The organism is Bacillus sp. HSf4, assembly GCF_029537375.1.
Lineage (GTDB): Bacteria > Bacillota > Bacilli > Bacillales > Bacillaceae > Bacillus > Bacillus sonorensis_A.
The window spans coordinates 1,279,996-1,305,553 of record NZ_CP120679.1; the positions used below are offsets into that span (position 1 = coordinate 1,279,996).

30 protein-coding genes, 1 pseudogene and 1 riboswitch are annotated in these 25,558 nt (G+C 47.4%); of the genes and pseudogenes, 21 read left to right on the forward strand and 10 right to left on the reverse strand.

The features are described from left to right. Positions 1-64 precede the first annotated feature (64 nt). Positions 65-176: riboswitch (SAM riboswitch) on the reverse strand. Positions 177-254: 78 nt separating this feature from the next. Then, entirely contained in the window at positions 255-746 is a 492-nt protein-coding gene (locus P3X63_RS06485) for a YajQ family cyclic di-GMP-binding protein (RefSeq protein ID WP_026586367.1), read from the reverse strand. Between the two features lie 157 nt (positions 747-903). Here P3X63_RS06485 and P3X63_RS06490 point away from each other — a divergent pair, with 157 nt between their 5' ends. Beyond that, entirely contained in the window at positions 904-1,752 is an 849-nt protein-coding gene (locus P3X63_RS06490) for a CvfB family protein (protein ID WP_077737067.1), read from the forward strand. Between the two features lie 25 nt (positions 1,753-1,777). Here the strand turns inward: P3X63_RS06490 and P3X63_RS06495 are convergent, their stop codons facing one another. After that, positions 1,778-1,900: a DUF3941 domain-containing protein gene (locus P3X63_RS06495; protein WP_077737066.1), complete on the reverse strand. Its 123-nt coding sequence runs from the start codon at positions 1,898-1,900 to the stop codon at positions 1,778-1,780. Between the two features lie 153 nt (positions 1,901-2,053). Here P3X63_RS06495 and P3X63_RS06500 point away from each other — a divergent pair, with 153 nt between their 5' ends. Beyond that, positions 2,054-2,248, forward strand: coding sequence for a spore germination protein (locus P3X63_RS06500; protein WP_077737065.1), 195 nt, complete (start codon positions 2,054-2,056; stop codon positions 2,246-2,248). Between the two features lie 36 nt (positions 2,249-2,284). On the opposite strand, the gene P3X63_RS06505 is transcribed toward P3X63_RS06500, so the two are convergent. Further along, the gene (locus P3X63_RS06505; RefSeq protein WP_026586370.1) at positions 2,285-3,145 is read right to left on the reverse strand and encodes a DegV family protein; all 861 of its coding nucleotides are present in this window, start codon (positions 3,143-3,145) and stop codon (positions 2,285-2,287) included. Between the two features lie 198 nt (positions 3,146-3,343). Between P3X63_RS06505 and P3X63_RS06510 the strand changes: the two genes are divergently transcribed. Beyond that, entirely contained in the window at positions 3,344-4,186 is an 843-nt protein-coding gene (locus P3X63_RS06510) for a YitT family protein (protein WP_026586371.1), read from the forward strand. 15 nt (positions 4,187-4,201) lie between these two features. Next, on the forward strand, positions 4,202-4,657 hold the full coding sequence (locus P3X63_RS06515) for a BsuPI-related putative proteinase inhibitor (protein ID WP_026586372.1): 456 nt from the start codon (positions 4,202-4,204) through the stop codon (positions 4,655-4,657). Between the two features lie 266 nt (positions 4,658-4,923). On the opposite strand, the gene guaC is transcribed toward P3X63_RS06515, so the two are convergent. The 4 genes from guaC to P3X63_RS06535 form a co-directional block, all read right to left on the reverse strand. Continuing rightward, positions 4,924-5,904: a GMP reductase gene (guaC, locus tag P3X63_RS06520; RefSeq protein WP_077737064.1), complete on the reverse strand. Its 981-nt coding sequence runs from the start codon at positions 5,902-5,904 to the stop codon at positions 4,924-4,926. A gap of 179 nt (positions 5,905-6,083) precedes the next feature. Beyond that, positions 6,084-6,281, reverse strand: a complete 198-nt coding sequence (locus P3X63_RS06525; protein WP_026586374.1) for a DUF3813 domain-containing protein — start codon at positions 6,279-6,281, stop codon at positions 6,084-6,086. 1 nt (position 6,282) lies between these two features. Continuing rightward, positions 6,283-6,423 (reverse strand): hypothetical protein, encoded by a 141-nt coding sequence (locus P3X63_RS06530; RefSeq protein WP_179115743.1) that lies wholly within the window; start codon positions 6,421-6,423, stop codon positions 6,283-6,285. Positions 6,424-6,514: 91 nt separating this feature from the next. Next, on the reverse strand, positions 6,515-7,327 hold the full coding sequence (locus tag P3X63_RS06535; RefSeq protein WP_277692624.1) for a Cof-type HAD-IIB family hydrolase: 813 nt from the start codon (positions 7,325-7,327) through the stop codon (positions 6,515-6,517). Positions 7,328-7,448: 121 nt separating this feature from the next. Here P3X63_RS06535 and yjfP point away from each other — a divergent pair, with 121 nt between their 5' ends. The 10 genes and pseudogenes from yjfP (at position 7,449) to argF (ending at position 18,549) form a co-directional block, all read left to right on the forward strand. Further along, positions 7,449-8,216, forward strand: a complete 768-nt coding sequence (gene yjfP / locus P3X63_RS06540) for an esterase (RefSeq protein WP_026586376.1) — start codon at positions 7,449-7,451, stop codon at positions 8,214-8,216. A gap of 63 nt (positions 8,217-8,279) precedes the next feature. Continuing rightward, positions 8,280-8,588, forward strand: a complete 309-nt coding sequence (locus P3X63_RS06545; RefSeq protein ID WP_026586377.1) for a metal-sulfur cluster assembly factor — start codon at positions 8,280-8,282, stop codon at positions 8,586-8,588. A gap of 69 nt (positions 8,589-8,657) precedes the next feature. Then, positions 8,658-8,986, forward strand: a pseudogene (locus tag P3X63_RS06550) (VOC family protein). A 192-nt stretch (positions 8,987-9,178) separates the two neighbouring features. Further along, the gene (argC, locus tag P3X63_RS06555) at positions 9,179-10,216 is read left to right on the forward strand and encodes an N-acetyl-gamma-glutamyl-phosphate reductase (protein ID WP_277692625.1); all 1,038 of its coding nucleotides are present in this window, start codon (positions 9,179-9,181) and stop codon (positions 10,214-10,216) included. 18 nt (positions 10,217-10,234) lie between these two features. Next, positions 10,235-11,455: a bifunctional ornithine acetyltransferase/N-acetylglutamate synthase gene (gene argJ, locus P3X63_RS06560; protein WP_077737061.1), complete on the forward strand. Its 1,221-nt coding sequence runs from the start codon at positions 10,235-10,237 to the stop codon at positions 11,453-11,455. A gap of 13 nt (positions 11,456-11,468) precedes the next feature. After that, entirely contained in the window at positions 11,469-12,245 is a 777-nt protein-coding gene (gene argB, locus P3X63_RS06565) for an acetylglutamate kinase (RefSeq protein WP_026586380.1), read from the forward strand. Next, on the forward strand, positions 12,242-13,399 hold the full coding sequence (locus P3X63_RS06570; RefSeq protein ID WP_277692626.1) for an acetylornithine transaminase: 1,158 nt from the start codon (positions 12,242-12,244) through the stop codon (positions 13,397-13,399). Before argB ends, P3X63_RS06570 begins: the two co-directional genes overlap by 4 nt. Positions 13,400-13,467: 68 nt before the next feature. Further along, complete coding sequence (locus P3X63_RS06575) at positions 13,468-14,532, forward strand: carbamoyl phosphate synthase small subunit (RefSeq protein ID WP_277692627.1); 1,065 nt, start codon at positions 13,468-13,470, stop codon at positions 14,530-14,532. Further along, on the forward strand, positions 14,525-17,611 hold the full coding sequence (locus tag P3X63_RS06580; protein WP_277692628.1) for a carbamoyl-phosphate synthase (glutamine-hydrolyzing) large subunit: 3,087 nt from the start codon (positions 14,525-14,527) through the stop codon (positions 17,609-17,611). The genes P3X63_RS06575 and P3X63_RS06580 overlap by 8 nt, the downstream gene beginning before the upstream one ends. Further along, the gene (gene argF / locus P3X63_RS06585; RefSeq protein ID WP_077737056.1) at positions 17,599-18,549 is read left to right on the forward strand and encodes an ornithine carbamoyltransferase; all 951 of its coding nucleotides are present in this window, start codon (positions 17,599-17,601) and stop codon (positions 18,547-18,549) included. Before P3X63_RS06580 ends, argF begins: the two co-directional genes overlap by 13 nt. A 39-nt stretch (positions 18,550-18,588) precedes the next feature. Here the strand turns inward: argF and P3X63_RS06590 are convergent, their stop codons facing one another. Continuing rightward, positions 18,589-19,401 (reverse strand): undecaprenyl-diphosphate phosphatase, encoded by an 813-nt coding sequence (locus P3X63_RS06590; RefSeq protein ID WP_026586385.1) that lies wholly within the window; start codon positions 19,399-19,401, stop codon positions 18,589-18,591. 184 nt (positions 19,402-19,585) lie between these two features. Between P3X63_RS06590 and P3X63_RS06595 the strand changes: the two genes are divergently transcribed. After that, positions 19,586-19,765 (forward strand): YjzC family protein, encoded by a 180-nt coding sequence (locus P3X63_RS06595; protein WP_026586386.1) that lies wholly within the window; start codon positions 19,586-19,588, stop codon positions 19,763-19,765. Positions 19,766-19,825: 60 nt separating this feature from the next. On the opposite strand, the gene P3X63_RS06600 is transcribed toward P3X63_RS06595, so the two are convergent. Beyond that, on the reverse strand, positions 19,826-20,011 hold the full coding sequence (locus P3X63_RS06600) for a YjzD family protein (RefSeq protein ID WP_026586387.1): 186 nt from the start codon (positions 20,009-20,011) through the stop codon (positions 19,826-19,828). Positions 20,012-20,254: 243 nt separating this feature from the next. On the opposite strand from P3X63_RS06600, the gene P3X63_RS06605 reads away from it, so the two are divergent. The 4 genes from P3X63_RS06605 to P3X63_RS06620 all read left to right on the forward strand — a co-directional run bounded on the left by P3X63_RS06605 (position 20,255) and on the right by P3X63_RS06620 (position 22,888). Beyond that, entirely contained in the window at positions 20,255-20,989 is a 735-nt protein-coding gene (locus tag P3X63_RS06605; RefSeq protein ID WP_026586388.1) for a hypothetical protein, read from the forward strand. 82 nt (positions 20,990-21,071) lie between these two features. Further along, a complete protein-coding gene (locus tag P3X63_RS06610) occupies positions 21,072-21,647 on the forward strand; it encodes a hypothetical protein (RefSeq protein ID WP_026586389.1) in 576 nt (191 codons plus the stop codon). 85 nt (positions 21,648-21,732) lie between these two features. Further along, positions 21,733-22,692, forward strand: coding sequence for a BMP family ABC transporter substrate-binding protein (locus P3X63_RS06615; protein ID WP_077737052.1), 960 nt, complete (start codon positions 21,733-21,735; stop codon positions 22,690-22,692). Between the two features lie 7 nt (positions 22,693-22,699). Further along, a complete protein-coding gene (locus P3X63_RS06620) occupies positions 22,700-22,888 on the forward strand; it encodes a ComZ family protein (RefSeq protein ID WP_026586391.1) in 189 nt (62 codons plus the stop codon). Between the two features lie 36 nt (positions 22,889-22,924). Here the strand turns inward: P3X63_RS06620 and P3X63_RS06625 are convergent, their stop codons facing one another. Then, a complete protein-coding gene (locus P3X63_RS06625) occupies positions 22,925-23,158 on the reverse strand; it encodes a hypothetical protein (protein WP_026586392.1) in 234 nt (77 codons plus the stop codon). A 167-nt stretch (positions 23,159-23,325) separates the two neighbouring features. Between P3X63_RS06625 and P3X63_RS06630 the strand changes: the two genes are divergently transcribed. Further along, entirely contained in the window at positions 23,326-24,264 is a 939-nt protein-coding gene (locus P3X63_RS06630) for a beta-ketoacyl-ACP synthase III (protein WP_077737051.1), read from the forward strand. 22 nt (positions 24,265-24,286) lie between these two features. Further along, the gene (gene fabF, locus P3X63_RS06635; RefSeq protein WP_277692629.1) at positions 24,287-25,525 is read left to right on the forward strand and encodes a beta-ketoacyl-ACP synthase II; all 1,239 of its coding nucleotides are present in this window, start codon (positions 24,287-24,289) and stop codon (positions 25,523-25,525) included. Positions 25,526-25,558 lie beyond the last annotated feature (33 nt).

Sequence of the window (25,558 nt, forward strand, 5' to 3'; positions counted from 1 at the left end):
CTTGAACATGTTGATAAATAAAAAAGTCTTCTGATAAGAAGACTTTTAAGCGACAATGTCGGTCTTCTTATCTTCCAAGCAGACTGCTTGCTGGATTTAGCACCTTGGTCATGAATATTCATTCACCGGTTGCTGAGGCTTCATCGGGCCAGTCCCTCTGCCTCTCTTGATAAGAACAGCTATTCAATTGTGTGATGAATACTTTAACTCAATTTACCGAAAATCGGGGGAATAATCAACAGTAAATTGAGAATTTATCGAAAATTTATAAATTGAACATCAATCGGAAGGTCTGCTTCTTTGACTAAGCCGATGATTTGCTGGAGATCGTCTTTGTTTTTTCCGGTTACCCGGATTTGATCATCCTGAATTTGGGATTTGACTTTCAGCCCAGATTTTTTGATCAGATTGTTGATTTTCTTTGCGTTGTCTTTATCGATCCCCTGAACCAGTTTGCCCCGCTGTCTGACGGTTCCGCCTGAAGCGTTCTCAAGCTTTGCGTATTCGATGTTCTTTGTCGGGACATTCCGCTTGATCAGCTTGCCGACGAGGACATCTTTCAGCTGGTCCATTTTAAACTCGTCGTCTGAGACAAGGACAAGCTCGTCTCCTTCAAGCGTAATGCTGCTTTTTGAACCTTTGAAATCATAGCGTGTGCCGATTTCTTTCAGAGCGGTTTGAATTGCGTTTTGAACTTCAGGGAGTTCAACCTTTGAGACGATGTCAAATGAGCTTTCTTTTGCCATGTGAAAACCTCCATCCATTTTACTTATGAGTCAATTATAGTAGAATAAGGTGAAACTTCCAATATGGTACGGTTTTGCCTGGCCGTTATCTGGCAATAATTTGAACATTGGAGGAATACATCAATAGAACAGGTGCATGAAGAAAGGAAGAATCAATATGAGACCGGGACAGCAATTAACTTTGCAAATAGATCACAAAGCCGACTACGGGTACTTTTTGACGGACGGAGATGAATCGATTCTCCTCCATCACAGCGAGGTCACCGCGGATATAGAAGATCTGGAAGAAGTCGACGTTTTTGTGTATGTCGATCATGAGGGGCGCTTGGCGGCTACGATGAGAAAACCGATCATCAGCGCTGATCACTACGATTGGGTGGAAGTCGTGGATGCCGTCAGCGACATGGGGGTGTTCGTCGATGTCGGGCTCACAAAGGATGCGCTTGTCGCCACCGAACATCTTCCGCCTTATGAATCTGTCTGGCCTCAAAAAGGGGACAGGCTGTACTGCATGCTGAAGATCACAAGCCACGGCAGAATGTTTGCCAAACCTGCTCCGGAAGACAAGATGAGCGAGCTTTTTCACAAAGCTTCGGACGATTTAATGAACAAGGAGATGACAGGAACAGTATACCGTTTGATCGCATCAGGCTCTTTTTTGATTTCCGATGAAGGCATAAGAGGCTTTATCCATTCATCTGAAAGAAAAGAAGAGCCGAGGCTTGGAGAGAGGCTGACAGCAAGGGTGATCAAAGTAAAAGAAGACGGTACGGTCAATTTGTCGCTCCTGCCGAGAAAGCAGGACGCCATGTCTGTTGACGCCGAACAGATCCTCACTTATATGAGGACGAGAAACGGTGCGATGCCTTTTTGGGATAAAAGCGACCCGGAAGATATCAAAGAGCGGTTTAACATGAGCAAGGCGGCGTTTAAAAGAGCGCTCGGCCACCTGATGAAGCAGGGGAAAATCTATCAGGAAGAGGGCTGGACATACGAGAAAAAATAGGGGCGGGCGCAATCGCCCCTTTGGCTTACAAATGATCGGTTTTTTTGGAATACTGGTGTTTTCCGGCTTGTCTGTTTTTTTCGGCGAGCCGGTTTTTCTTTTGGTTGACGGCGTTGTTGTCAACCGGCTTTTTATCATCATCTTTCATGAGGAAGCACCTCCCGTTAAAATGTCGCTTTTATGTTGCTCATCGGAGGCAAAACTATGTATTCTCCCATCGCGATATTTTTTGCCGGGAAGTTTATGCCTTCTTCCTCCGCCGGCATACATATATCATAAGACCCGAAAAAGGAGACTTAGTATGAAACATAGCTGCTCAGTTTACATTCATCATGTGTCTGCGGGAGGGATTGTCAACTTCGGCGGAGCGTACAGGATTTCTCCGGTCACAATGGAAAAGGTGATCGAGGGGGCTGGCGGTCCGGATGTCGGGACTGCGGTCGCCGAATCGCTTTCACCGATCATTGGTGAAGGGACAATCAACGTGGACGACTGACGATACAGGCCTGCTTTTAAGCAGGCCTGTTTTTGTTTATCTTTTATCTTTTCCCGGAAAAAAGATCGCCAATGTGCCGGGTCCCGCATGGGCGCCGACGGCTGAACCGATCATGTTGATGACGATTTCTTTCGGCGCGAATTCGGCTTCAATCAGGCGTTTGATTTCTTCGGCTGTTTCCGCGTCGTCTCCGTGGCTGATGCCGACCGTTTGCCCGCTTAAATCCCGGCTTCTTTCTTTCATCAATTCGATCATCCGCCTGTGCAGTTTCTTTTTGCCCCGGATTTTTTCCAGAGGGACAAGCTTGCCATCTTCGACATGGAGAAGCGGCTTAATGTTTAACAGTCCTCCGACGAAGGCCGATGCTTTGCTGATTCTTCCGCCTCTGGCCAAATAAGTTAAATCATCGACTGTGAAAATATGTTCAAGATGTTCGCAAAAGTCCTTTACAGACGATTCGATTTCTTGTATTGTATTGCCGTTAGTAGCGAGTTCGACGGCGTGCCTTACAGCCAGACCGTAACCGAGTGAAGCGCATTTTGAATCGATGATTCGCAAATCGAATTCCGGAAATTCTTCCTTGACTTCGTTTGCCGCCATCACAGCGGTCTGATAGGTTCCCGAAAGCTCTGAGGAAAAGGCGACATATAAAGCAGGTTGCTTTTTTTCCGCCAGCCGGCTGAAGGTGTCGCGCAAAAGCTTTAGAGACGGCTGCGACGTTTTCGGCGCTTTGCCTTCGCGCATCGCTTCATATACGTCGGACGGCTGAATGGAGAGAAGATCATCATACTCTTGGTCATCGAGCAGCACCCGCAGCGGAATGAACGAGATATGATGCTTTTCATAATATGATTTAGGCAAATCCGCCGCACTGTCGGCTATAAGATGAACGGTCATTTGAACCCCTTCTTTCTGAAAAATGGTTAGGATTTTTGGGCGGGAAAGCCCGCGGACAGCTGTTCCTTGATGAAAATCGAACGCCTATTCCAGCTTGTTTTCAGATCAACTATATCATATATTTTTAAATTGCCGTTTTCAAAATATTGTTTTAAGGGTAAACCAAATATATACGGAATAAGCGGAGGAACTCAAAAAATGGTCATAGCAGAAGCGAAAAAATTGTTCATTGTCATCATCGGTGCATTGTTGAATGCGATCGGCTTAAACTTGTTTTTAATTCCCGCAGATGTGTATGCCAGCGGTTTTACAGGTGTTGCGCAGCTCTTATCGAGCGCGCTTGACCAGTACAGCCCGATTTATTTTTCAACCGGGACGCTTTTGTTTATTTTAAACATTCCCGTCGGCATTTTAGGGTGGCTGAAGGTCGGGCGTTCTTTTACGGTTTACAGTGTTTTAAGCGTTGCGCTGACGACGGTGTTCCTTGGCATGCTGCCGGAAACGAGCCTGTCAAACGATATTTTGCTGAACGCCGTTTTTGGCGGGGTGATCGCAGCGGTCGGAATCGGGCTGACGCTGAAATACGGAGCTTCAACGGGCGGTTTGGATATCATCGCCATGATTCTGGCGAAATGGAAGGATAAGCCGGTCGGCACCTATTTCTTTATTTTAAACGGAGCCATCATTTTAACAGCAGGATTATTGAACGGTTGGGAGAAAGCATTATATACGCTCGTTACACTATATGTGACAACAAGGGTGATTGATGCGATCCATACCCGCCATGCCAAACTCACCGTCATGATCGTCACAAAGAAAGCGGAGGAGATCAAGGAGGCAATCTACGGAAAAATGGTCCGCGGCATTACAACCGTGCCGGCCAAAGGTGCTTTTACCAATGAACAAAAAGAAATGATGGTGATCGTCATCACGAGGTATGAACTATACGATTTAGAAAAGATTATCAATGAAGTTGATCCAAAAGCTTTCACAAATGTCGTGCAAACAACTCAAGTGTTAGGGTTTTTCCGCAAAGACTGAAGGAAGGGTGAATGAATGCGGCTGATATCGATCATTGTGGTGCTGCTGTTTGTCAGTGGATGCGGTCAAAACGGGGCGGATGGCCCCGAAAAGGAGGTATCTGGGGAAGTGGATAACGGGAGTGTTCTTTTGACGGTCGAACCCGTGCAAAAACCGGGGGAAATCGAATTCCAAATGTCGGTTGTCAATCATACGGATGAAGCCGTTGTGTTCGAATTCAGCAGCGGGCAGAAGTTCGAGCTTGTCGTCACAGACGAGGCGGGTACCGAAAGATATCGCTATTCAAAAGGGAAAATGTTTACACAAGCTTTTCAGACGATGACATTGAACCCGAAGGAAACATATGATTTCACAGATGTGTGGAAAGAAGTGCCGGAGCCGGGCCAATATGAAGTGAGCGTCATGTTCAAGGGGAGAACGGAACAGGTCGCTTCCGCATTGCGGGCGTCTAAAACATTTGAAGTGAAATGAAAAAAGCATCCCTTATGAAGCGCCCCCAATAATTCATGAAACAGTTTGATTGGCATGAGTCCGATATTGTACCGGGCTCATGCCTTTTCATCTTGCTTTCATTTGTTTGTGATCGCAGTCATTCATGTATTCTGCAACACATCTGGCAATCGATTGATGCCCTTTGAGTACTTTTCTTAGCTATAAATGCAACCATAAGAAAACTGCACCTCCAATTGTTAGATGGTGTCTAACAATTGGGGTGCAGTTCATTACCGGATGCTTTTTTAATATTGATCCCCATTAAAGATGGAGTTTTTGACGATGACGTAATCGACATTGCGGATCGCCTCAAGCTTGTTTCCTCCGGCATATGAGATCGATGATTGAAGATCCTGTTCCATTTCGGTCAGCGTATCCATGATCGCGCCTTTATGCTCAACATACATCTTCTTGCCTTCTACATTTTTCTTTTCGCCCTTTTGAAATTCCGAAGCGGAACCAAAGTACTCTTTGTAAAGCTTTCCGTCTTTTTCAATCGTTCTTCCGGGAGATTCCTCGTGTCCGGCAAACAATGAACCGATCATCACCATCGTTGCTCCAAATCGGATTGATTTCGCAATATCCCCGTGGGTGCGGATGCCGCCGTCGGCGATAATCGGTTTGCTGGCAGCTTTGGCACACCAGCGCAGTGCGGCCAATTGCCATCCGCCTGTTCCAAATCCGGTTTTGATTTTTGTGATGCATACTTTTCCGGGGCCGATTCCGACCTTTGTCGCGTCAGCTCCGGCGTTTTCCAGCTCTCTTACCGCTTCCGGCGTTCCGACATTGCCGGCGATGACAAAGGTTTCCGGCAAATGTTTTTTAATGTGCCGAATCATGTCGATGACGGCGTTTGAATGCCCATGTGCGATGTCGATCGTGATGTACTCAGGAACGATATTTTCCTCTGAAAGCTGCTGTACAAATTGATACTCCTCAAGCTTAACGCCCACACTGATCGAAGCAAACAAGCCGCGCTCGTGCATGTTTTTAATAAAATCGAGACGCTTTTCGGGTTCAAAGCGGTGCATCACATAAAAGTAACCGTTTTCAGCCAATGAAGCCGCAAGTTTTTCATCTATAATCGTCTGCATGTTGGCGGGCACGACAGGCAGCTTAAATGTCCGTCCGCCCAAGCTGACGGATGTATCACATTCAGAACGGCTGCTGACAATGCATTTTGCAGGAATTAATTGAATATCTTCATAATCAAACACGTTATCCATCATATCCACTCCTAAAAACGAATGTTATTTATTTTATATCGTAAAACGTTCGCCTTTTATAATGTACTCTGTTTTGTTTCTGATGTCAAATTTTTTATCATTTAAAGGGATGGGGAAATATGGATGTTTTTGATGAACGAAAAAAGGAGTCTGTGTCAAAGACACAAACTCCTGGTGTTTTAAGATAATTGATCTAGCTGTTCCTGAAGATGTTGAAGCTCGCGGCGCTCTGCATCAGTGGAATTGGCGAATGCGGAAGAAACGGCGTTTTTGGCCCTTTCGATCGCTTTCATTTGTTCGCTTGCTTCCGCGGTATTGGCCATCGTTTCCGCTTCCTGAACGGCCGTCTTTGCCATTTGAAACAATTCGTTTCTCATGCTACAGACCTCCGCATTCGGTCGGTCCTGTGCGCCGTTCGGCTTCTTCTAATGTGGAACGGTAAGGGAACCTGGCGGCATGCTGTTTAAGCGAGTCTTTGCCTTGCTGAATAAACCTTTTCGATTTGCTTCGTTTACCCATCCTGACTGCCCCCTTAAAGCGAGTTCGACGGACATTCCGTCTTTCTCTAGTATGGCTGTCTTAAACCTGCTTATGAATGGCAAATTAAAAATTACAATGCGAAATATTCCTTCAAAAAGTCGGTGATGCCGTCTTCTTCATTCGACTTTGTCACGCGGTCGGCGACGGTTTTGACACCTGCAATACCGTTTCCCATCGCCACGCCGCATCCTGCAAATTCAAGCATTTCCAGGTCATTGTCTTCATCACCGAAGGCGATCACGCGTTCAGCGGGAATGCCGTAGTAGTCCGTAATTTTTTGCAGGCCGACCGCTTTGTTAATGCCGCTTTTGATCAATTCAATGACATGCCATGGAGCGGCCCATCTTCTATGGTCGACCATTTCTGCATGAACGTCTGACAAATACGAGCGGATCGCGGGAACATCCTCCTCTTTGGCGTGGATGAGGACGCTTGTCACATCTTGGCCGAGGTTTGTTCTTAAATCGCCGACTGTGATGTTCGGGCTTCCCATTGTAAAGACGTCGATCAATTTTTCATCATGATAGTGGAAATAGACATCATCGACGATTTCAGCAAGGATATTGTGTACATCATAGGACTCGCTGACTTCAATAATCTGTTTGACGACATCCAGATCAAGGGATGTGTGAAATCTTCCCCAAGTCTCATCCTTCGGATGATGGACGAACGCTCCGTTGAAGTTGACGATCGGGGTGTCAAGCTGAAGCTGCTCATAATACATGGAGCTTGCCCGAAACGGCCTTCCGGTCGAAATGCAGACTTTATGGCCTTCTTCCCTGAGCTTCTGAATGACTTCGGCAGAGCTTTCGGATATGGTCTTGTCATCTTTTAATAATGTACCGTCTAAGTCCAGTGCAATTAAATATGGTTTTGTTTCCATAAGTGCTCCTTTAACCGTAAATTTAAAATTCTGACTTACCCTTAGTGTATCTTTTTACCTTCTTTATTGTCTACATGTTAAACTGATGATGATGGACATCCTAAAGGAGGAAGAAAAAATCGTGATCATAATCGATAATCAACAGATTGCAAACATTCCTTTATTACATGTTGTAAAAGAGGAAAACAAAGAGAAAGCTCTTCCTCTTGTTATGTTTATACACGGATTTACAAGCGCAAAAGAACACAACCTTCATTATGCATACCTCCTTGCCGAAAAGGGAATGCGCGTCATTTTGCCTGAGGCGGCCTGCCACGGCGAGAGGGAGGAGCAGCTTGCTTCCGATCAGCTGGCTTCAAGGTTTTGGACGATTATCACCAATGAAATTCAAGAGCTGGAAGTGCTGAAAAACCATTTTGAACAGGGAAATCTGATTGAAAATGGACGCATCGGGGTAGCTGGAACGTCCATGGGCGGAATCGTCACATTGGGCGCCTTGACCGAATACGAATGGATCAGAGCGGCTGTCAGTTTGATGGGCTGTCCTGCTTATGTGGAATTTTTCGACATGCAGCTCGCGTATTTCCGTGAAAAACAAATCAAGATTCCTGTATCTGAAGAACAAATTGAAGAGCAGCGGGAAGAATTGAAACAATATGATCTCTCGCTTCAGCCGGAAAAACTGAACATGAGGCCGCTTTTGTTTTGGCACGGCAAACAGGACGGCACCGTTCCGTTTGCACCGGCGCACAGATTCTATGAAGCGATCACCGGTCAATACGAATCACAGCCGGACCTGCTTCAGTTTATCGCTGATGAACGCGCGGGCCATAAAGTCTCAAGGACAGGCCTCTTGAAGACAGTGGAGTGGTTTGACAAGCATCTTTAAAGTACTTTCATTTTAGAAAATAACGAAAGTACGTTATACTGATGAAAAAAGGAGTGAAGTGCTGTGGATGAAGCATTGAAAGAAAATATCATGGGCGCTCTTGAGCAGGTCGTCGATCCTGAGCTTGGCGTCGATATCGTAAATTTGGGCCTCGTATATGAAGTGGACATGGATGAAAACGGGAAGACCGACGTCACCATGACGCTGACTTCAATGGGCTGTCCGCTCGCGCCGATCATCGTCGATGAAGTCAAAAAAGCGCTCGCAGATATTCCGGAAGTGAAAGAGGTCGATGTCAACATCGTTTGGAATCCGCCTTGGACACGGGATAAGATGTCCCGCTATGCAAAAATTGCCCTCGGTATACAATAATGGATGAAGAGTCTGTCGAATTTTGACAGGCTCTTTTGTTAAAGGAGTGCAAAGATAACACCGTTTTTCATGTTTCAAGGAAATGCGGAAAAAGCCAGAACATACATATCTTTAATTGAGGAAGCGGAAATCAAGAGTCTGACCCGTTATGGTGGAGAAGGGAGTGAAGGGACAGGAATTTATGTATATAGACTGTTCAGTGAAACACGATTTTACGTTCATCCCTTCTTTTTTTATGTTTTTGACGTGTGAAACAGAAGCGGATATCGACAGGCTGTATCAGGAGCTGACCGCCGGCGAAGAAGTGTTGATGCCGCTCGGCGATTACGGATTCAGCCAAAAAGTCGCCTGGGTCCGATCAGTTCGGCGTCTCATGGCCGCTTGACCTTCCGGGCTGATCATTCGTCAAGCTCGGATGATTCGCCGGCAGCTTCAAACGTTTTTTCCGGCCCGCATGGAGTGCGGGCTTTTTTTGATGGTGAAAATCAATCTGCCAAATCATAAAAAAATATTAAATATACAATTGAATTAATTTTTATTCATGTTATAATGTTAAATAATTTCACAAAGACCAAGAAGGTGAACTCGTTTTGAAAATAGGTATTATAGGTGCAACTGGCTATGGAGGCGCAGAGATCACAAGAATCCTCAGGTCGCACCCTTATGCAGATGAATGCATATTGTATTCATCGAGTGATGAGGGGGTTCCGTACCATCAGTCATATCCGCACCTTGTAAAATTGACGAATCAAACCCTTAAACCGATTGAAATCGAGGAAATAGCAGAGACAATCGATTTTTTGTTTATGGCGGCTCCTTCGGGCGTATCCAGCCGCCTGACGCCGCAGTTTGCTTCATACGACCTGCCGATCATCGATTTGTCCGGCGATCTCAGAATCAAAGACCGATCTGTTTATCAAAAGTGGTATAAAAGGGAGCCGGCTCCGGCAGATGTACTGAAACAAGCGGTGTATGGGCTTTCCGAATTAAATCGGGAAGAAATCAAAAAGGCGAACTACATAGCCAATCCCGGCTGTTTTCCGACAGCGGTTCTGCTCGGGCTGGCTCCGCTCGTCAAAAAGGGATTCATCGGCGGATCGTTTGTCATCGTTGATGCGAAAACAGGTGTATCAGGGGCCGGCCGAAAGCCTTCAATGGGAACTCATTTTTCCGAGGTCAACGACAATTTTAAAATCTATAAGGTGAACGAACATCAGCACACACCGGAAATCGAGCAGGCTGCAAGACGGTGGGACCCCGATTTTAAACCGATCACATTCAGCACGCATTTGGCGCCGATGACAAGAGGAATTATGGCGACGATTTATACAGAGCTTGAAGAAAGTGTGTCAGGTGATCAGCTGCAGCAAGTGTTTTCTGATTTTTACCAAGATTCTTATTTTGTCAGAGTGAGAGAATCGGGTGAATTTCCGGCGACAAAGGAAGTGTACGGCAGCAATTTCTGCGATATCGGCGTCACTGTAGACGAGCGGACGAACAGGGTGACGATCGTATCGGTGATCGACAATTTAATGAAGGGTGCCGCGGGGCAGGCTGTTCAAAACTTTAACATCATGAACGGCTGGAATGAAGCGGCGGGACTTGATTTTACGCCAATTTATCCATAAGACGGGAGAGAGCAAATCATGATTCAGGTGAGTCAAGACAGCATCAAAAAAACAGATGGAAGCATCGCTTCGCCGAAAGGTTATGCGGCTAAAGGAATTCACTGCGGCCTTCGCTATTCCAAAAAGGATTTGGGCATCATCATCAGCACAGTTCCGGCGGTGAGTGCGGCCGTTTATACGCAGAGCCATTTCCAGGCCGCACCGATTAAGGTGACACAAGACAGCCTCAAAAAGGATGCGCACCTTCAAGCGGTCATTGTCAATAGTGCGATTGCCAATGCCTGTACGGGTCAACAGGGGCTTGTTGATGCATATGAGATGCGCCGGGAAACGGCGGAAATTCTCGGCATTGCTCCGGAGCTTGTGGCCGTTTCCTCAACAGGTGTCATCGGCGAGCACCTCGATATGGAGAAAATCACAAAAGGGATCAGCCTTCTCAAAGAGACGACGCCCGAAGAAGGCGATTTCGAAGAAGCGATTTTAACGACGGACACGGTGACAAAACAAACCTGCTATGAACTGATGATCGGCGGTCAAAAAGTGACGATCGGCGGAGCCGCCAAAGGCTCGGGGATGATCCATCCGAACATGGCGACGATGCTCGGTTTTGTCACCACAGATGCCTGTATAGAAGAGGGCGCGCTGAAAAGAGCGCTGAGGGAAATCACCGATGCCTCGTTCAACCAGATTACGGTCGACGGCGATACATCCACTAACGATATGGTCCTCGTGATGGCGAACGGCTGCGCCGAAAATGAGTGTCTCAGCGAGGAGCATGAGGATTGGCCGGTGTTTAAAAAAGGTCTGCACCTTGTCTGCACCGACCTCGCCAAACAAATCGCAAGGGATGGTGAAGGGGCGACGAAACTCATCGAAGCCCGGGTCAAAGGCGCGAAAACGAATCTTGAGGCACGGATCATCGCCAAAAAAATCGTCGCCAGCAACCTTGTCAAAACAGCGATCTACGGAACGGATGCCAACTGGGGCAGAATCATCGTCGCAATCGGCGACAGCATGGCTTCTGTGACACCTGAAAAGGTGGAAATCCACCTCGGCGGGCAGTGTCTGTTTAAAAACAATGAACCACAGCCGTTTTCCGAAGAGCTTGCCAAAGAATACTTGGAAAACAGCGAAGTGAAAATCGATGTTTGTATGGGTGAGGGAGACGGAACAGGGACGGCCTGGGGCTGTGATTTAACCTATGAATACGTCAAAATCAACGCGAGCTATCGCACGTAAAAAGGGGAAAGCAATGGGCAAAACAATCGTTTTTAAATGCGGCGGAAGCGTCATTCGCGAGCTTTCAGACGAATTTTTTGAGAATCTAAAAAAGCTGGCTGAAGAAGGCTGGCATATCGCGGTCGTCCATGGCGGCGGCCCTGACATTACAAGAATGCTGGATAAACTGAACATCGATACAGAGTTTGTCAACGGACAGCGGAAAACGAGCAAAAAGGTTCTGGATGTCGCCGAGATGGTGCTTTCCGGTTCCATCAACAAGTATTTCGTTTCTGAGCTTGCAAAACACGGGCTCCCTGCGGTCGGGGTTTCAGGAAAAGACGGAGGCCTCCTCGTGGCCGAATATTTAAACGAAAAAGAATACGGCAAGGTCGGACGTATTACAAAGGTAAACGGACAGATGGCGGAAGCGCTCATGGAAAAAGGCTTCATCCCGGTCATTGCCCCGCTGTCAATGACTGCGGCTTGCGAGACGCTGAATGTAAACGCCGATTTGGCGGCATCAGCCATAGCCGGAGCTCTGCGCGCTGACAAATTGATGTTTGTGACAGATGTAAAAGGCATCATGAAAAACGAGAACATGCTGTCAGCACTGACACCAGAAGAGATCGAAAAGCTGATTGCAGCTGGCGTGATTTCCGGCGGGATGATACCGAAGGTGAATTCCGCGGTCGCGGCTCTCAGCGAACAAATGGAGGAGGTCATGATCGTCAGCGGAAAAGGTTCTTTCCTGAAAGAGGATGCATTTATCGGCACAAAAATCATCAAGCAAAAGGAGGCGGTATCGTGAGCCATTTATTTCAGACGTACAGCCGCTGGAATATCAACATTACAAAAGCAAAAGGCACGATCGCCGAAGACGAAAACGGAAAACAATACCTGGACTTTGTGCAGGGAATCGCGGTCTGCAATCTTGGGCATTGTCCTGATGCTGTGACAGCTGCGATCAAGAAACAGCTCGATCAGGTCTGGCATGTTTCAAATTTATTCGAAAATAACCTTCAAGAAAAAGTAGCAGAACATCTGGCCAACCACAGTGCAGGCGATCTCGTTTTTTTCTGCAACAGCGGGGCCGAAGCCAATGAAGCGGCGATTAAACTGGCGCGGAAATATACGCAGAAGACGAAGATCATCACGTTCAAGCAATCCTTTCACGGCCGCACGTATGCAGGGATGGCCGCGACCGGACAGGAAAAGATTAAACACGGGTTCGGACCGATGCTGACCGGGTTTCACTATCTCCCGTACAATGAGCCGGAGGCTTTTCAAACATTAAGCAATCAAGAGGATGTCGCAGCGGTGATGCTGGAAACGATTCAAGGCGAGGGCGGAGTTATTCCGGCGAACAAAGCTTTTTTGCAGGAAGTTCAAGCTTTCTGCCGAAAAAATGAAGCCCTTCTCATCGTGGACGAAGTGCAGACGGGTATCGGCAGGACAGGAAAAGCTTTCGGATACGAACACGAAGGGCTGACGCCTGAAATCATCACCGTCGCCAAAGGGCTGGGAAGCGGCTTTCCGGTCGGAGCGGTGATCGGTAAAAAAGAGCTTTCAGAAGTGTTTTCCCCAGGTTCACACGGGACGACTTTTGGCGGAAATATGCTGGCCATGGCAGCGGCAAACGCCACATTGGAAACGATCTTTGAAAAAAACTTTCTCGAAGAAGTCGCGGAAAAAGGAGCGTATTTGCTGAAGGAACTGCAAGAAAAACTTCAGTTTCCATTTGTTAAAGACATCAGAGGGAAAGGGCTGATCGCCGGCATTGAATGTGAAGAACCCGTTCAGCCGCTGATCGAAGCGCTTCAAAAAGAAGGCCTGCTTGTACTTCCGGCAGGTGAAAATGTGATCAGGCTCCTGCCGCCGCTCACGGTCGAAAAAAACGAAATCAGTCAAGCGGTGGAGAAGCTGAACCGCGTGTTTACAGATCATATGGCTGTCAAACAGTAATTTTTTTTCGCACGAACGGTATAAAAATTCATAAATATTATTATTTATTCATCAGAGGTGGGCATAAGATGGAAGGATATTTGGTTCTTGAAGATGGAACTGCCTTCAGCGGTGAATTGGAAGGCCTTGATGGCTGTACCGGTGAAGTCGTCTTTTACACGGGAATGACCGGTTATCAGGAGGTTTTGACAGATCCTTCATATAAAGGACAGATTATTGTGTTCACATATCCGCTGATCGGCAACTACGGCATTAATGACAGCGATTATGAAAGCAAGCGCCCGCAGGTAAAGGGCGTTGTCGTCTATGAAGCGTGCGACAAGTTTTCCCATTATCAGGCGAAAAAAAGCCTGCGCGATTACTTGGGGAAATGGGATGTTCCGCTTTTGTCACAGGTTGATACGAGATCGGTCGTCCAGCATATCAGAGCCAAAGGAACGCTCAATGCCAAGCTGACCTTGCAAAAGGACAGCAAGCCGGGTCCGCGTCTAATGGAAAATGTCGCAGCACAGGTCGCCGGACAGAATGAAAACGGCACTTTTGGAGAAGGCTCGACACATGTTGTGCTGATCGATTTCGGCTATAAAAAATCGATCGCTTCATCCCTTGTCAAACAAGGCTGCAAAGTGACGATCGTTCCATATCAAGAGATGGAAAACGTCTCAAAGCTGAATCCGGACGGGATCGTCCTTTCGAACGGCCCGGGGGATCCGAAAGCCATCCTCCCGTATATGGAAACGCTTCGGGGGTTAATCAAAGCCTACCCGACGCTCGGCATTTGTCTCGGGCATCAGCTGATCGCCCTCGCCTTTGGCGGTGACACGTATAAGCTGCCATTCGGCCACAGGGGAGCCAATCATCCTGTCGTAGACAGAGAAACCGGCCGCGTTTTTATGACGAGCCAAAACCACAGCTATGTGGTAGATGAGGCTGCGATCAGCACAAAGGAATTTTCGGTCAGGTTTCAGCATGTCAATGACGGTTCTGTCGAAGGACTGATGCATAAAACACGGCCTGTCATATCCGTTCAGTTTCATCCGGAAGCTCATCCGGGACCGGCTGAAAGCGAGTGGATATTCAGCGAATATTTACAGAAATTGAACGAAGCAAGGAGAGAAATCGCCCATGCCTAAAGATCACACCATTAAAAGCATACTCGTTATCGGATCAGGCCCGATTATCATCGGGCAGGCTGCAGAATTTGACTATTCCGGAACACAAGGATGCATGGCGCTGAAAAATGAAGGCTTTCGGGTAATTCTCGTCAACAACAATCCGGCGACGATCATGACCGATGAGTCTTTTGCCGATGAGATTTACTTTGAACCTTTGACGACAGAAAGCCTCACGCAAATTATCAAGCGCGAAAAGCCGGACGGACTGCTTGCCAATTTAGGCGGGCAAACGGCGCTCAATTTAGCGGTCGAGCTTGAAAAAGCCGGGATTCTCAATAAATACGGGGTGAAGCTGCTCGGAACATCGGTGGATACGATTGAAAAAGGCGAGGACAGGGAAAAATTCCGCGCCCTGATGAAGGAGCTGAATGAGCCGGTTCCCGATTCGGAAATCGTCGACAACAAAGAGGACGCGCTTCGTTTTGCACTCTCCATCGGTTTTCCGATCATCGTTCGCCCGGCTTATACATTAGGCGGAAAAGGCGGGGGCATCGCGAAGACGGAGGAGGAGTTCATGCCCCTGATCGAAAGCGCGCTCCTCGCCAGTCCGATCCATCAATGCCTTGTTGAAAAAAGCATTGCCGGTTTTAAAGAAATCGAATACGAAGTGATGCGCGACAAGAACAATACATGCATCACCGTCTGCAACATGGAAAACATCGATCCGGTCGGCATCCACACCGGTGACTCGATCGTTGTCGCCCCGTCGCAGACATTAACCGATGCTGATTATCAACGGTTGCGTTCGGCCAGCCTGAAAATCATTTCAGCGCTCGATGTGGTCGGAGGCTGCAACATTCAATTTGCACTTGATCCGGAGAGTCAAAACTACTATGTCATCGAAGTCAATCCGAGGGTCAGCCGGTCTTCAGCCCTCGCTTCGAAAGCGACCGGCTATCCGATCGCGAAAATGGCGGCCAAACTGGCCGTCGGCTACACGCTCGATGAACTGAAAAATCCGCTGACAGATTCGACATATGCGAGTTTTGAACCGGCGCTTGACTACGTCGTCGTCAAATTCCCGCGCTGGCCGTTTGACAAATTTAAAAACGCCGACCGGAAGCTCGGCACAAAAATGAAAGCGACAGGGGAGGTCATGGCGATCGACCGCAACCTTGAAGCGGCGCTGCAAAAAGCGGTCGCATCCCTTGAACTGAAAACGGTCGGAACCCATTTGCCAGAGCTTGGCGACGTGTCTTCCGATGCTTTGTGGACTTTGCTTGAGACCCCTGATGACCGCCGCTTTTTCGCGGTCATGGAGCTGTTGAGCCGGGGCGTTTCTATCGAAGACATTCATGTGAAAACGAAGATCGATTACTATTTCCTCCATGTATTCGCCAACATGATCCAGCTTGAAAACACGCTGATGGAACAGGGGGACGCCCTTTCCGGCGACCTGTTGAAAAAGGCCAAAGAAAAGGGCTTCACCGATTTGACGATCGCTTCTTTAACGGGAAAAACGGAGGAAGACGTACGCGCGCTCCGCAAGCAAAAAGGCATTACCGCCTCATTTAAAATCGTCGATACTTGCGCCGCAGAGTTTGACGCAAAAACAAACTATTTTTACTCCACTTATTTCGGAGAAAGCGACGGAGATTTCTCACGGAAAACGAAAAAACGGGCCCTTATCATCGGGTCCGGACCGATCCGGATCGGCCAGGGCGTCGAATTTGACTACAGCGCCGTTCACAGCGTCATGACGCTGAAAAGCCTCGGATATGAAACGATCATGCTGAACAACAACCCGGAAACGGTCAGCACGGACTATGAAATGGCAGACCGTCTCTACTTTGAACCGATCACACCCGAACATATTTTAAATGTCGCGGAAGCCGAGGATATCGATTTTGCCATTGTTCAATTCGGCGGCCAATCGGCCATCAATGTGGCTGAAGCGATCGAGAAAGCGGGTGTCCCCCTTTTGGGTACGTCATCTGAAACACTTGATTTGCTTGAAGACAGAGACCAGTTTTATCAGCTGCTTGATGAACTGGACATCGCCCATGCCAAAGGGGAGACGGCATCATCAAAAACAGAAGCCGTGCAAAAAGCACATGATATCGGCTATCCGGTGCTGATCAGACCGTCATATGTCATCGGCGGGATGGGAATGATGATCGTTCAGTCGGAAGAAGAGCTTCTGGAGCTGGCAGACGGTGCAGCGATGCCGTATCCGATTTTGATCGATCAATACATTTCCGGAAAAGAATTTGAAATTGACCTTGTAAGCGACGGTGAGGACATTTATATCCCAACCTATATCGAACATATCGAAAAAGCCGGGGTCCATTCCGGCGACAGCTATGCGATTCTCCCGGGGCCTTCTGTGACCGGCAAAATGAAGCGCGCCGCTGCAGAAGCAGCCGGAAAAATCGTCCGCAAGCTTGAATTTAAAGGGATGATGAACATTCAATTCATCGCGAACGGAGACGAACTGCTCATCCTTGAAGTCAATCCGCGGGCAAGCCGGACCGTTCCCGTCGTCAGCAAAGTGATGGGAGTCCAAATGATTCCGCTCGCGGCAAAGCTTTTAACCGGATTGACGCTCAAAGAGCTGAAGCCCATGTCACAAAACAGCCGCGGTGTGGCTGTGAAATTTCCGGTCTTTTCATCACATGCGATCCAGGATGTCGATTTGAAGCTCGGACCTGAGATGAAATCGACAGGGGAAGGAATGTATGTCGCATACAGCCCGGAAAGCGCCATGAAGAAAATTTTTGCAGGCGTCTGGAAGACGAAAGGCTGTATCTACATGGAAGCGGGCAATGATCTGAAACATGTCGCAGAGCAGGCGGGCTTCACCGTTCAATCCGCCGATTTTGCAAGCTGGATCAAACGGCCGGACAAAGCGCTTCATATTAATTTGACGAATTCCGCTGAGGCGAAACGGCAGCGCATGGACGCCATTACCCATGGAGTGGCCGTGATGACGGAAGAAGACACGGTGCGGGCATTTTTAAAAAGCGGGAGCGGAACGACACGGGCCGTTTCCCTCAAGGATTTATACAAAAAGGAAGTGGAAATATGTCTACTGTAAACATCGGGAGTTCCCCAAAAATTGATTTGTCCGGCAAAGATTTTTTAAGCCTGAAAGACTTTGCGAAAGAGGAAATCCTTTATTTGCTCGAAGAAGCAGCCGCCATGAAGAAAAACAAAATACAAAACATCTTTAACGGAAAAACATTGGCGATGATTTTTGAAAAATCATCGACGCGGACGCGCGTATCGTTTGAAGCTGGCATGGCCCAGCTCGGCGGAAACGCTTTGTTTTTAAGCAGCAAGGATATGCAGCTCGGCAGAGGCGAAACGATCGCCGATACGGCAAAGGTGCTCTCAGGCTATGTTGACGCCATCATGATCCGCACATTTGAACACGAAAAAGTTGAAGAGCTTGCCGAACATGCGGACATTCCCGTTATCAACGGTTTGACAGACCTTTTTCACCCGTGCCAGGCGCTCGCAGACCTTTTGACCATTCAAGAAGCAAAAGGAACGTTAAGCGGGCTGAAAATCGTTTATGTCGGCGATGGCAACAATGTCGCCCACTCGCTTTTAATCGCCTGTGCCAAAGTCGGCAGCGACATTACGGTTGCCTCGCCTAAGGGCTATGAACCGGACGGGGAGATTGTCAAGCTTGCCGAAGTGTTCGCATCTGAATCCGGTGCGAAGGTGACGATCACCAATGATCCAAAAACAGCCGTACAGAATGCGGATGTCATTTATTCAGATGTTTTCACAAGCATGGGGCAGGAAGCGGAAACAAACGAGCGCCTCAATGTGTTTAAGCCGTATCAAGTGAACGGCGCCCTTGTCTCCGGCGCCAAACCCGATTATATCTTCCTGCACTGCCTTCCCGCCCACAGGGAAGAAGAGGTGACAGCGGAGATCATCGACGGACCGAACTCAGCCGTCTTCCAGCAGGCGGAAAACCGTCTTCATGCGCAGAAAGCTTTGCTGAAGGCGCTGCTTGCTTAAAACGAAAAAACGGCTGATCAATGAAGATCAGCCGTTTTTTTATGCAAATATCAATACCGCGATTCCGATGATAAAGCAATAGATGGAGAAATAAATCAAGTTTCCTTTCGCCATAATATTCATAAACCAGCGCAAAGAAAAATACGTGGCAATGATGGAGACGATGAACGCAAACAAATAAGGAAGGAAAAGCTCTCCCAGGCGCGGATCATTGAAAATATCGGTGATGCTTAAAATCGTTCCGCCGAGGCTGACGGGTATGTATAGCAAAAACGAAAAGCGCAGCGCGGTTTCAGACTTAAGGCCGAGCGCCATAGCCGGCACGATCGTCGCTCCCGAGCGGCTGATGCCGGGTACAAGGGCAACCATTTGCGCAAGCCCGATAATGACGGCGTCTTTCAATCTCATTTCCCCGTCGTTTTTCCGGCCGCGAAGATTGCGGATCAAAAACAACGCCAAACCTGTAATGAGCAATGTGATCGCGGTGATGCGCACACCGTCTTTAAAGAAAGCCGAGATTTCATCATCGAATAAAACGCCGACAACACCAGCCGGGATTGTGGCGATGATCAGATAGACGATAAATCTGAAGTCTGCCTTTCCTTTTTCGTTTCCGGCTGTTACATAGGACAAGCCGTTCGTCGCCAGCCGGATGATATCGCGTTTATACACGAGCAATACGGCGATCAAAGAGCCGGCATTCATCAACAGCTCAAAGCTGAACCCTTCAATTTTCAAGCCTAAAAAATGCTGTGCAAGGACCAAATGCCCGCTTGATGAGACAGGGATCGGTTCGGTAAATCCCTGAAGGAGCCCTAAAAGGACATACTTAATCAACATTAAAAAATCCATGGTTTTCCTCCGTTTCACATGTATTCTCTTCCGCCCTTCTAACAGACGGGAGGGAAAGATGTTATGTTTCAATAATCAACCGCTTTTTTCATTAAACTAAAAGAAGCAAAAGATTGTAAAGATAAAATCAACATGTTTTGTGCATGAACAGGGAAATCTAAAGGCTAAAAAGGGGTGAAACAAATTGGGACAGCAGCATCAATTCCGCCCGGGCCAAAAAGCGCCCAACAACGGTGTATATGTTGAAATCGGCGAAACTGGGAGCATGGTGAAAAATCCGCAGCAAATTAAATTGTCGGCAGGTGAATATTTCCCTGAGACATCCAACCATAACCGGCTTTGGACCTATAAAAGAAAGCCGTAAAAAAACAGCCGTCCGATATGGACGGCAATAAAAAAACCCCGCTATTTAAAGCAGGGGTTTTTATTGTTGACTTGCTTCCTGTTTAACAGGCATAATTTCTCCAAGAACAATTACGGCTGCAAAAATGATGAAGCCCATAATGGAACTGGTCTGAAAGTTGTATGCAGCACCGTTCATGGCGCCGACAATGTAGCAGGCCATGTGCGCCAAAAGAAATGTCCAAATAAAAGTCACGACAAATCGCACGTTCTCCACACCTCGTCCTTCTCATTCAATTCTAAAGCTTATCATACCACACATAAGGTAAACTAGAAAGGGCATTTTCATGAACAAACAAGCTCTCCTTGAGCTTCGTATTCAGAAAAATCAGATCGGCGGTTTCTAAAAGTTTATTTTCATCATGCTGACTGGGACTTTTCCTTATTCGTTTGATGCGCTCTCCACATAAAATATTGGAGCAGATTACGGCAGGAAGGAGGCAGGCAAGTGATGAAAATAACGGAACGTTTTTTTAAAGTCGATTCAGAGTGGAATGTGATCCATCTTCCATACAGACCAAACGGTTTTGCGGTGTTTATTTTCGGCGACCGGAACCATTTCGTCGGGGAAGATTCGAGTTTTTGGCTGCAGCATCACGGAAGACACGAGCTGTTGACAAGTTTGCGAAACAAAGGCTACACCCTTGTCAACAGCAATTTGTTCGGCAGGCACTGGGGCTCTGAAAAAGCGATTTCATACGCGAAGCAGCTCATTCACTATGTGTTCAAACAGGAAATTTTAAATGGAAAAATTCATCTCCTGGCAGAAGGAACAGGCGCGCTGATCACCGATGAACTCCTCCGCTCGATTCCGGATCAAATACGTTCTGCAGCGCTTCTCAATCCTTGCCTCGATCTTCAGGCTCATCATCAAAGGGAAAAAGAAAATAAATTTTTTTATAAGCAGTTTATGAAAGAAATTGCAGAAAGCTACCGCATCTCTGAACGTGAGGCGGCCGATTACCCGTTTAAAAGCATCTCCCCGTACCACAACCTCGTCCCTGTCCATATTTGGCAAAGGCTAAACGGTTCTCCATACCCGTATATGATCCATGCCAAAACGTTTGAGGAGCGGCAGCAAAAAGGCGATTACCGGGTGGGGCTGACACTGCATCTGTTTGATCATCCGCAACGCCTCCACTCAGCGATCGCGCAATTTTTCAAAATGCATGAAAAAGTATTATAGAGAATAGAATGGTAGCAGCCCGTTTTTGATCAGGGCTGTTTTTACTTGGAGAAAAAGCTGGATCGAAAGGTGGTCAAAGCACATGAAATCCGCGCTGGTGTATGGAGCAGATGAATTCTTCGGCCTTTCATTTTGCGAACGTCTTCTTGAGGAAGGCGTTGACATCGGTGTCAAATTAAATCAGCCGGACGATGACATCAGACGGCTTTACCTGGAAGAGCGGTTAATGTGGCTTGTGAGAAACAAACATTTCCGCATCATTGAAAAAGAGCCTGAAAGCGAATACGACAAGGTGTTTATTCAATATACAGGCTGCATGTCCGAAAAAGAGCTGAGCGCATTGACGCAAAACAAGCCCGCCGTTTTGCTTGTCTATCAGCATCAAATGGAAGAAGATTGGTGCCAGCGCATTGCACAGCAAGGAGTGAAGACCATCGTACTGCCGGATATGTACGGTCCCTGGAAAGCGGAAGAAGAAGGTCCAGAGCAAGGGGAAGCGTGTTTTTTTGTGGATGACGTTGCAGCTCAGCTCGCCGATTTCATGGTGCACCAAAACCTTGAGGAATTGGAGTTCGAACAGAAAACAACTGCGGAAGAGGCCGATGCCAAAATCGAGGAATGGAAGAGACAAATGTCTACAACTTTCGACAAAAAATAAGAAAGATCTTCCTTATCTACCCTTGAAAGGATACAATAAAGATAGATTAAAACTGCTTGTTTTTTGAAAGGGAGTTGAACATGGCATGGTGTACAGGCTTGGCATGATTTTTTTGGTTTTCCTTGCCTTATGCGGCTGCCGCTCAGCGCCGCTTGCGGGGAAAATTGAAAAAGTCGGTTTGCTTGTCCCTGATACAATAAGTGATCAAGTATGGGGAACCAAAGGATATAAAGGCTTGTTAAGAATACAGTCTGTTTTCAATGTCGATGTCTATTATAAAGAAGGAATTGACAATGAGGCGGCAGTCAAAATGGCTGTAGAGGATTTTCATAAAAAAGGCGTCAATTTAATCTACGGGCACGGAAGCGAATACGAAAAAACCTTTAATGACATAGCTGACGACTATCCCGATATTCATTTTGTGCTGATGAACAGCAAGGCCGAACATCAAAATGTGACAAGCATATCCCTCGCAGGAAAAGCGATGGGATTTTTCGGAGGCATGACAGCAGCCCACCAATCGAAATCGAACAAAATCGGCGTGCTTGCGACACAAAAGTGGCAGCCTGAAGTTGAAGGTTTTATCGAAGGCGCGAAATACATAAATCCGGACATCGAGGTCATCACAGACTATGTAGGGCAGTGGGATGACGCCGAAAAAGCCATTATATTATATGAAAAAATGAAAAAGAAGGGCGTCGATGTTGTGTATCCCGCCGGAGACGGGTATAATGTCCCTGTCATTGAACAAATCAAAAAAGACGGTTTGTACGCCATCGGCTATGTGAGCGACCAGTCTGAATTGGGGGAAAACGTCGTATTGACAAGCACCATTCAGCATGTCGACGAGGCCTATGAAATCACAGCCGCAGAATTTAACAAAGGCGAACTGAAGGGTGGCCGGCGGACCTTCGACATTCAGGAAGGCGTCATCGAGATGGGGGAGTTCAGCCCGGTCGTCGATCAATCGTTTCAAAAAGACATGAAAAGGTTGATTGAACAATACAAAAAAACAAATAAACTGCCAAATGAATATGCGAGGTGACCGAGAGATGCAGCATGAAAAATCGATGGAATTTTTGCAAATTGCCATGAAGTACGTTCCCGAAGCAAAAGAAGAAATGGAGAAAGCGGGCATTGAGCTTTCACCTGATATGCTCCAGCCGTTTATGACCTTATTTACGAAGGTTATGGCTGAAGCGTATGAGCTCGGAAAAGCAGATGCCGACGCAGACGCTTGATAACTGGGAAAAGCCACTTTAAAGAGAAGTGGCTTTTTAGATGGAAATCTTTTTTCGCAAAGCGCTCACCATCGAGCCGATTTCTTTAAACATCGGCTTCAGTTCATCGATCGAATCCATAATTTGTCCAACCTGGTTCATGACATGCATGTAGTCGGGTTCCTGTGCGGTGTTTGTTTCTTCAGCTTCCTGGCGATCAGACTGTTCCTCGCGGTGTGCGGGCTGATTTGTGCCGAACATCATTTTTGAGAAAAAATCGTCATTTGCCATCCATCATCCCCCCTTGCTCTATTTACCACTACTATATGAAGGTTCTCTGCTGATAGATTAGACGAATATATTGCCAACTGAAAAAAAATAGGGTAGGATTAGTACCAGATACTAATAATTACTCATAACATTAGTTGGAAAAAATCATGAATAAAGGAGTCTTTCCTATGAAAGCTGGAATTATTGGAATTGGCCGGTACATCCCTGAAAAAATACTGACCAATTTCGACTTGGAAAAGATGGTTGAAACTTCTGACGAGTGGATTCGTACAAGAACAGGAATAGAAGAAAGAAGAATCGCAGCCGAAGACGAAATGACGTCTGACATGGCTGTCGCCGCTGCAAAAAAAGCGCTGGAAGATGCAGATGTTAAGGCGGAAGATCTTGATATGATCCTCGTTGCCACCGTTACTCCTGATCAGTCATTCCCGACAGTGTCCTGCATGATTCAAGAAAAGCTCGGTGCATTCAACGCTTGTGCGATGGATATCAGTGCGGCCTGCGCCGGTTTTATGTACGGTCTTGTCACCGGAAAACAGTTTATCGAAGCCGGAACATACAAGCATGTGCTTGTTGTCGGAGTGGAGAAGCTTTCAAGCATTACCGACTGGGATGACCGCAACACGGCCGTTTTATTCGGAGACGGAGCGGGAGCCGCGGTTGTCGGACCAGTCAGCGATGACAAAGGCATTCTTTCCTTTGAGCTCGGCGCAGATGGAAGAGGCGGAAAACACTTGTACTTGGATGAAAAAGATCATACAATCATGAATGGCAGGGAAGTGTTCAAATTCGCCGTCCGCCAAATGGGAGAATCCAGTGTCAATGTCATTGAAAAAGCGGGACTGACTAAAGAGGATGTCGACTTTTTGGTGCCTCATCAGGCCAACATCCGGATCATGGAGGCGGCGCGCGAACGTTTGGAGCTTCCGCTTGAAAAAATGTCTAAAACGGTTCATAAATATGGAAACACATCAGCCGCTTCAATTCCGATTTCACTTGTGGAAGAGCTTGAAGCTGGTAACATTAAAGACGGTGACGTCATTGTGATGGTCGGTTTCGGCGGAGGCTTGACATGGGGAGCCATTGCCATGCGCTGGGGCCGCTAGAAAGAAAGGTGAGGTGCAACTTATGAATAGTAAAAGAGTAGTCATTACCGGATTAGGAGCTTTATCACCTCTTGGTAATGACGTCAAAACGAGCTGGAATAATGCGGTTAACGGGGTTTCCGGGATCGGGCCGATTACACGGGTCAATGCGGATGAGTATCCTGCAAAAGTGGCCGCAGAATTGAAAGATTTTAAAATAGAAGATTACATGGATAAAAAAGATGCAAGAAAAATGGACCGGTTCACACAATATGCCGTTGTCTCTGCGAAAATGGCTGTCGAAGACGCGGGGCTTGACATCAATGATAAAAATGCCGACAGAATCGGCGTTTGGGTCGGTTCCGGCATCGGCGGGCTCGAAACGCTTGAGCAGCAGTTCGAAACATTTTTGACAAAAGGACCGCGCCGGGTCAGCCCGTTTTTCGTGCCGATGATGATCCCCGATATGGCGACTGGACAAATTTCGATCGCGCTCGGTGCAAAAGGCGTTAACTCATGTACGGTTACGGCATGTGCGACGGGCACGAATTCCATCGGCGATGCCTTTAAAGTCATTCAGCGCGGCGACGCCGATGTGATGATCTCGGGCGGAACGGAAGCGCCGCTGACAAGAATGTCATTTGCGGGCTTTTCTGCGAACAAAGCGCTCTCGACAAATCCGGACCCGAAAACGGCGAGCCGCCCGTTTGACAAAAACCGCGACGGCTTCGTCATGGGAGAAGGAGCGGGAATCGTCGTCCTTGAGGAGCTTGAGCACGCATTAAACCGCGGAGCGACAATCTACGCGGAAGTGGTCGGCTACGGTTCAACGGGAGACGCATACCACATCACCGCGCCTGCGCCAAACGGAGAAGGCGGCGTCAGAGCGATGAAAGAAGCGATTAAAGACTCGGGTCTCGCTCCTGAATCTGTCGATTATATCAATGCGCACGGCACAAGCACACCGTACAACGATAAATTCGAAACGATCGCCATTAAAGAAGTCTTCGGCGAACACGCCTACAAGCTTGCCGTCAGTTCGACAAAATCGATGACAGGGCACCTGCTTGGCGCTGCCGGAGGAATCGAAGCGATCTTCTCAGTGCTTGCTATTAAAGAAGGCATCATTCCTCCGACAATCAATATTGAAACGCCTGACGAAGATTGCGATCTGGACTATGTTCCGGACAAGGCGCGCCGCCAGGATGTCAATGTTGTGCTCAGCAATTCGCTCGGCTTCGGCGGACACAATGCGACACTTATTTTCAAAAAATATGAATAGCCTCTTTGAAACGGCTGCCATCTAGATGGTAGC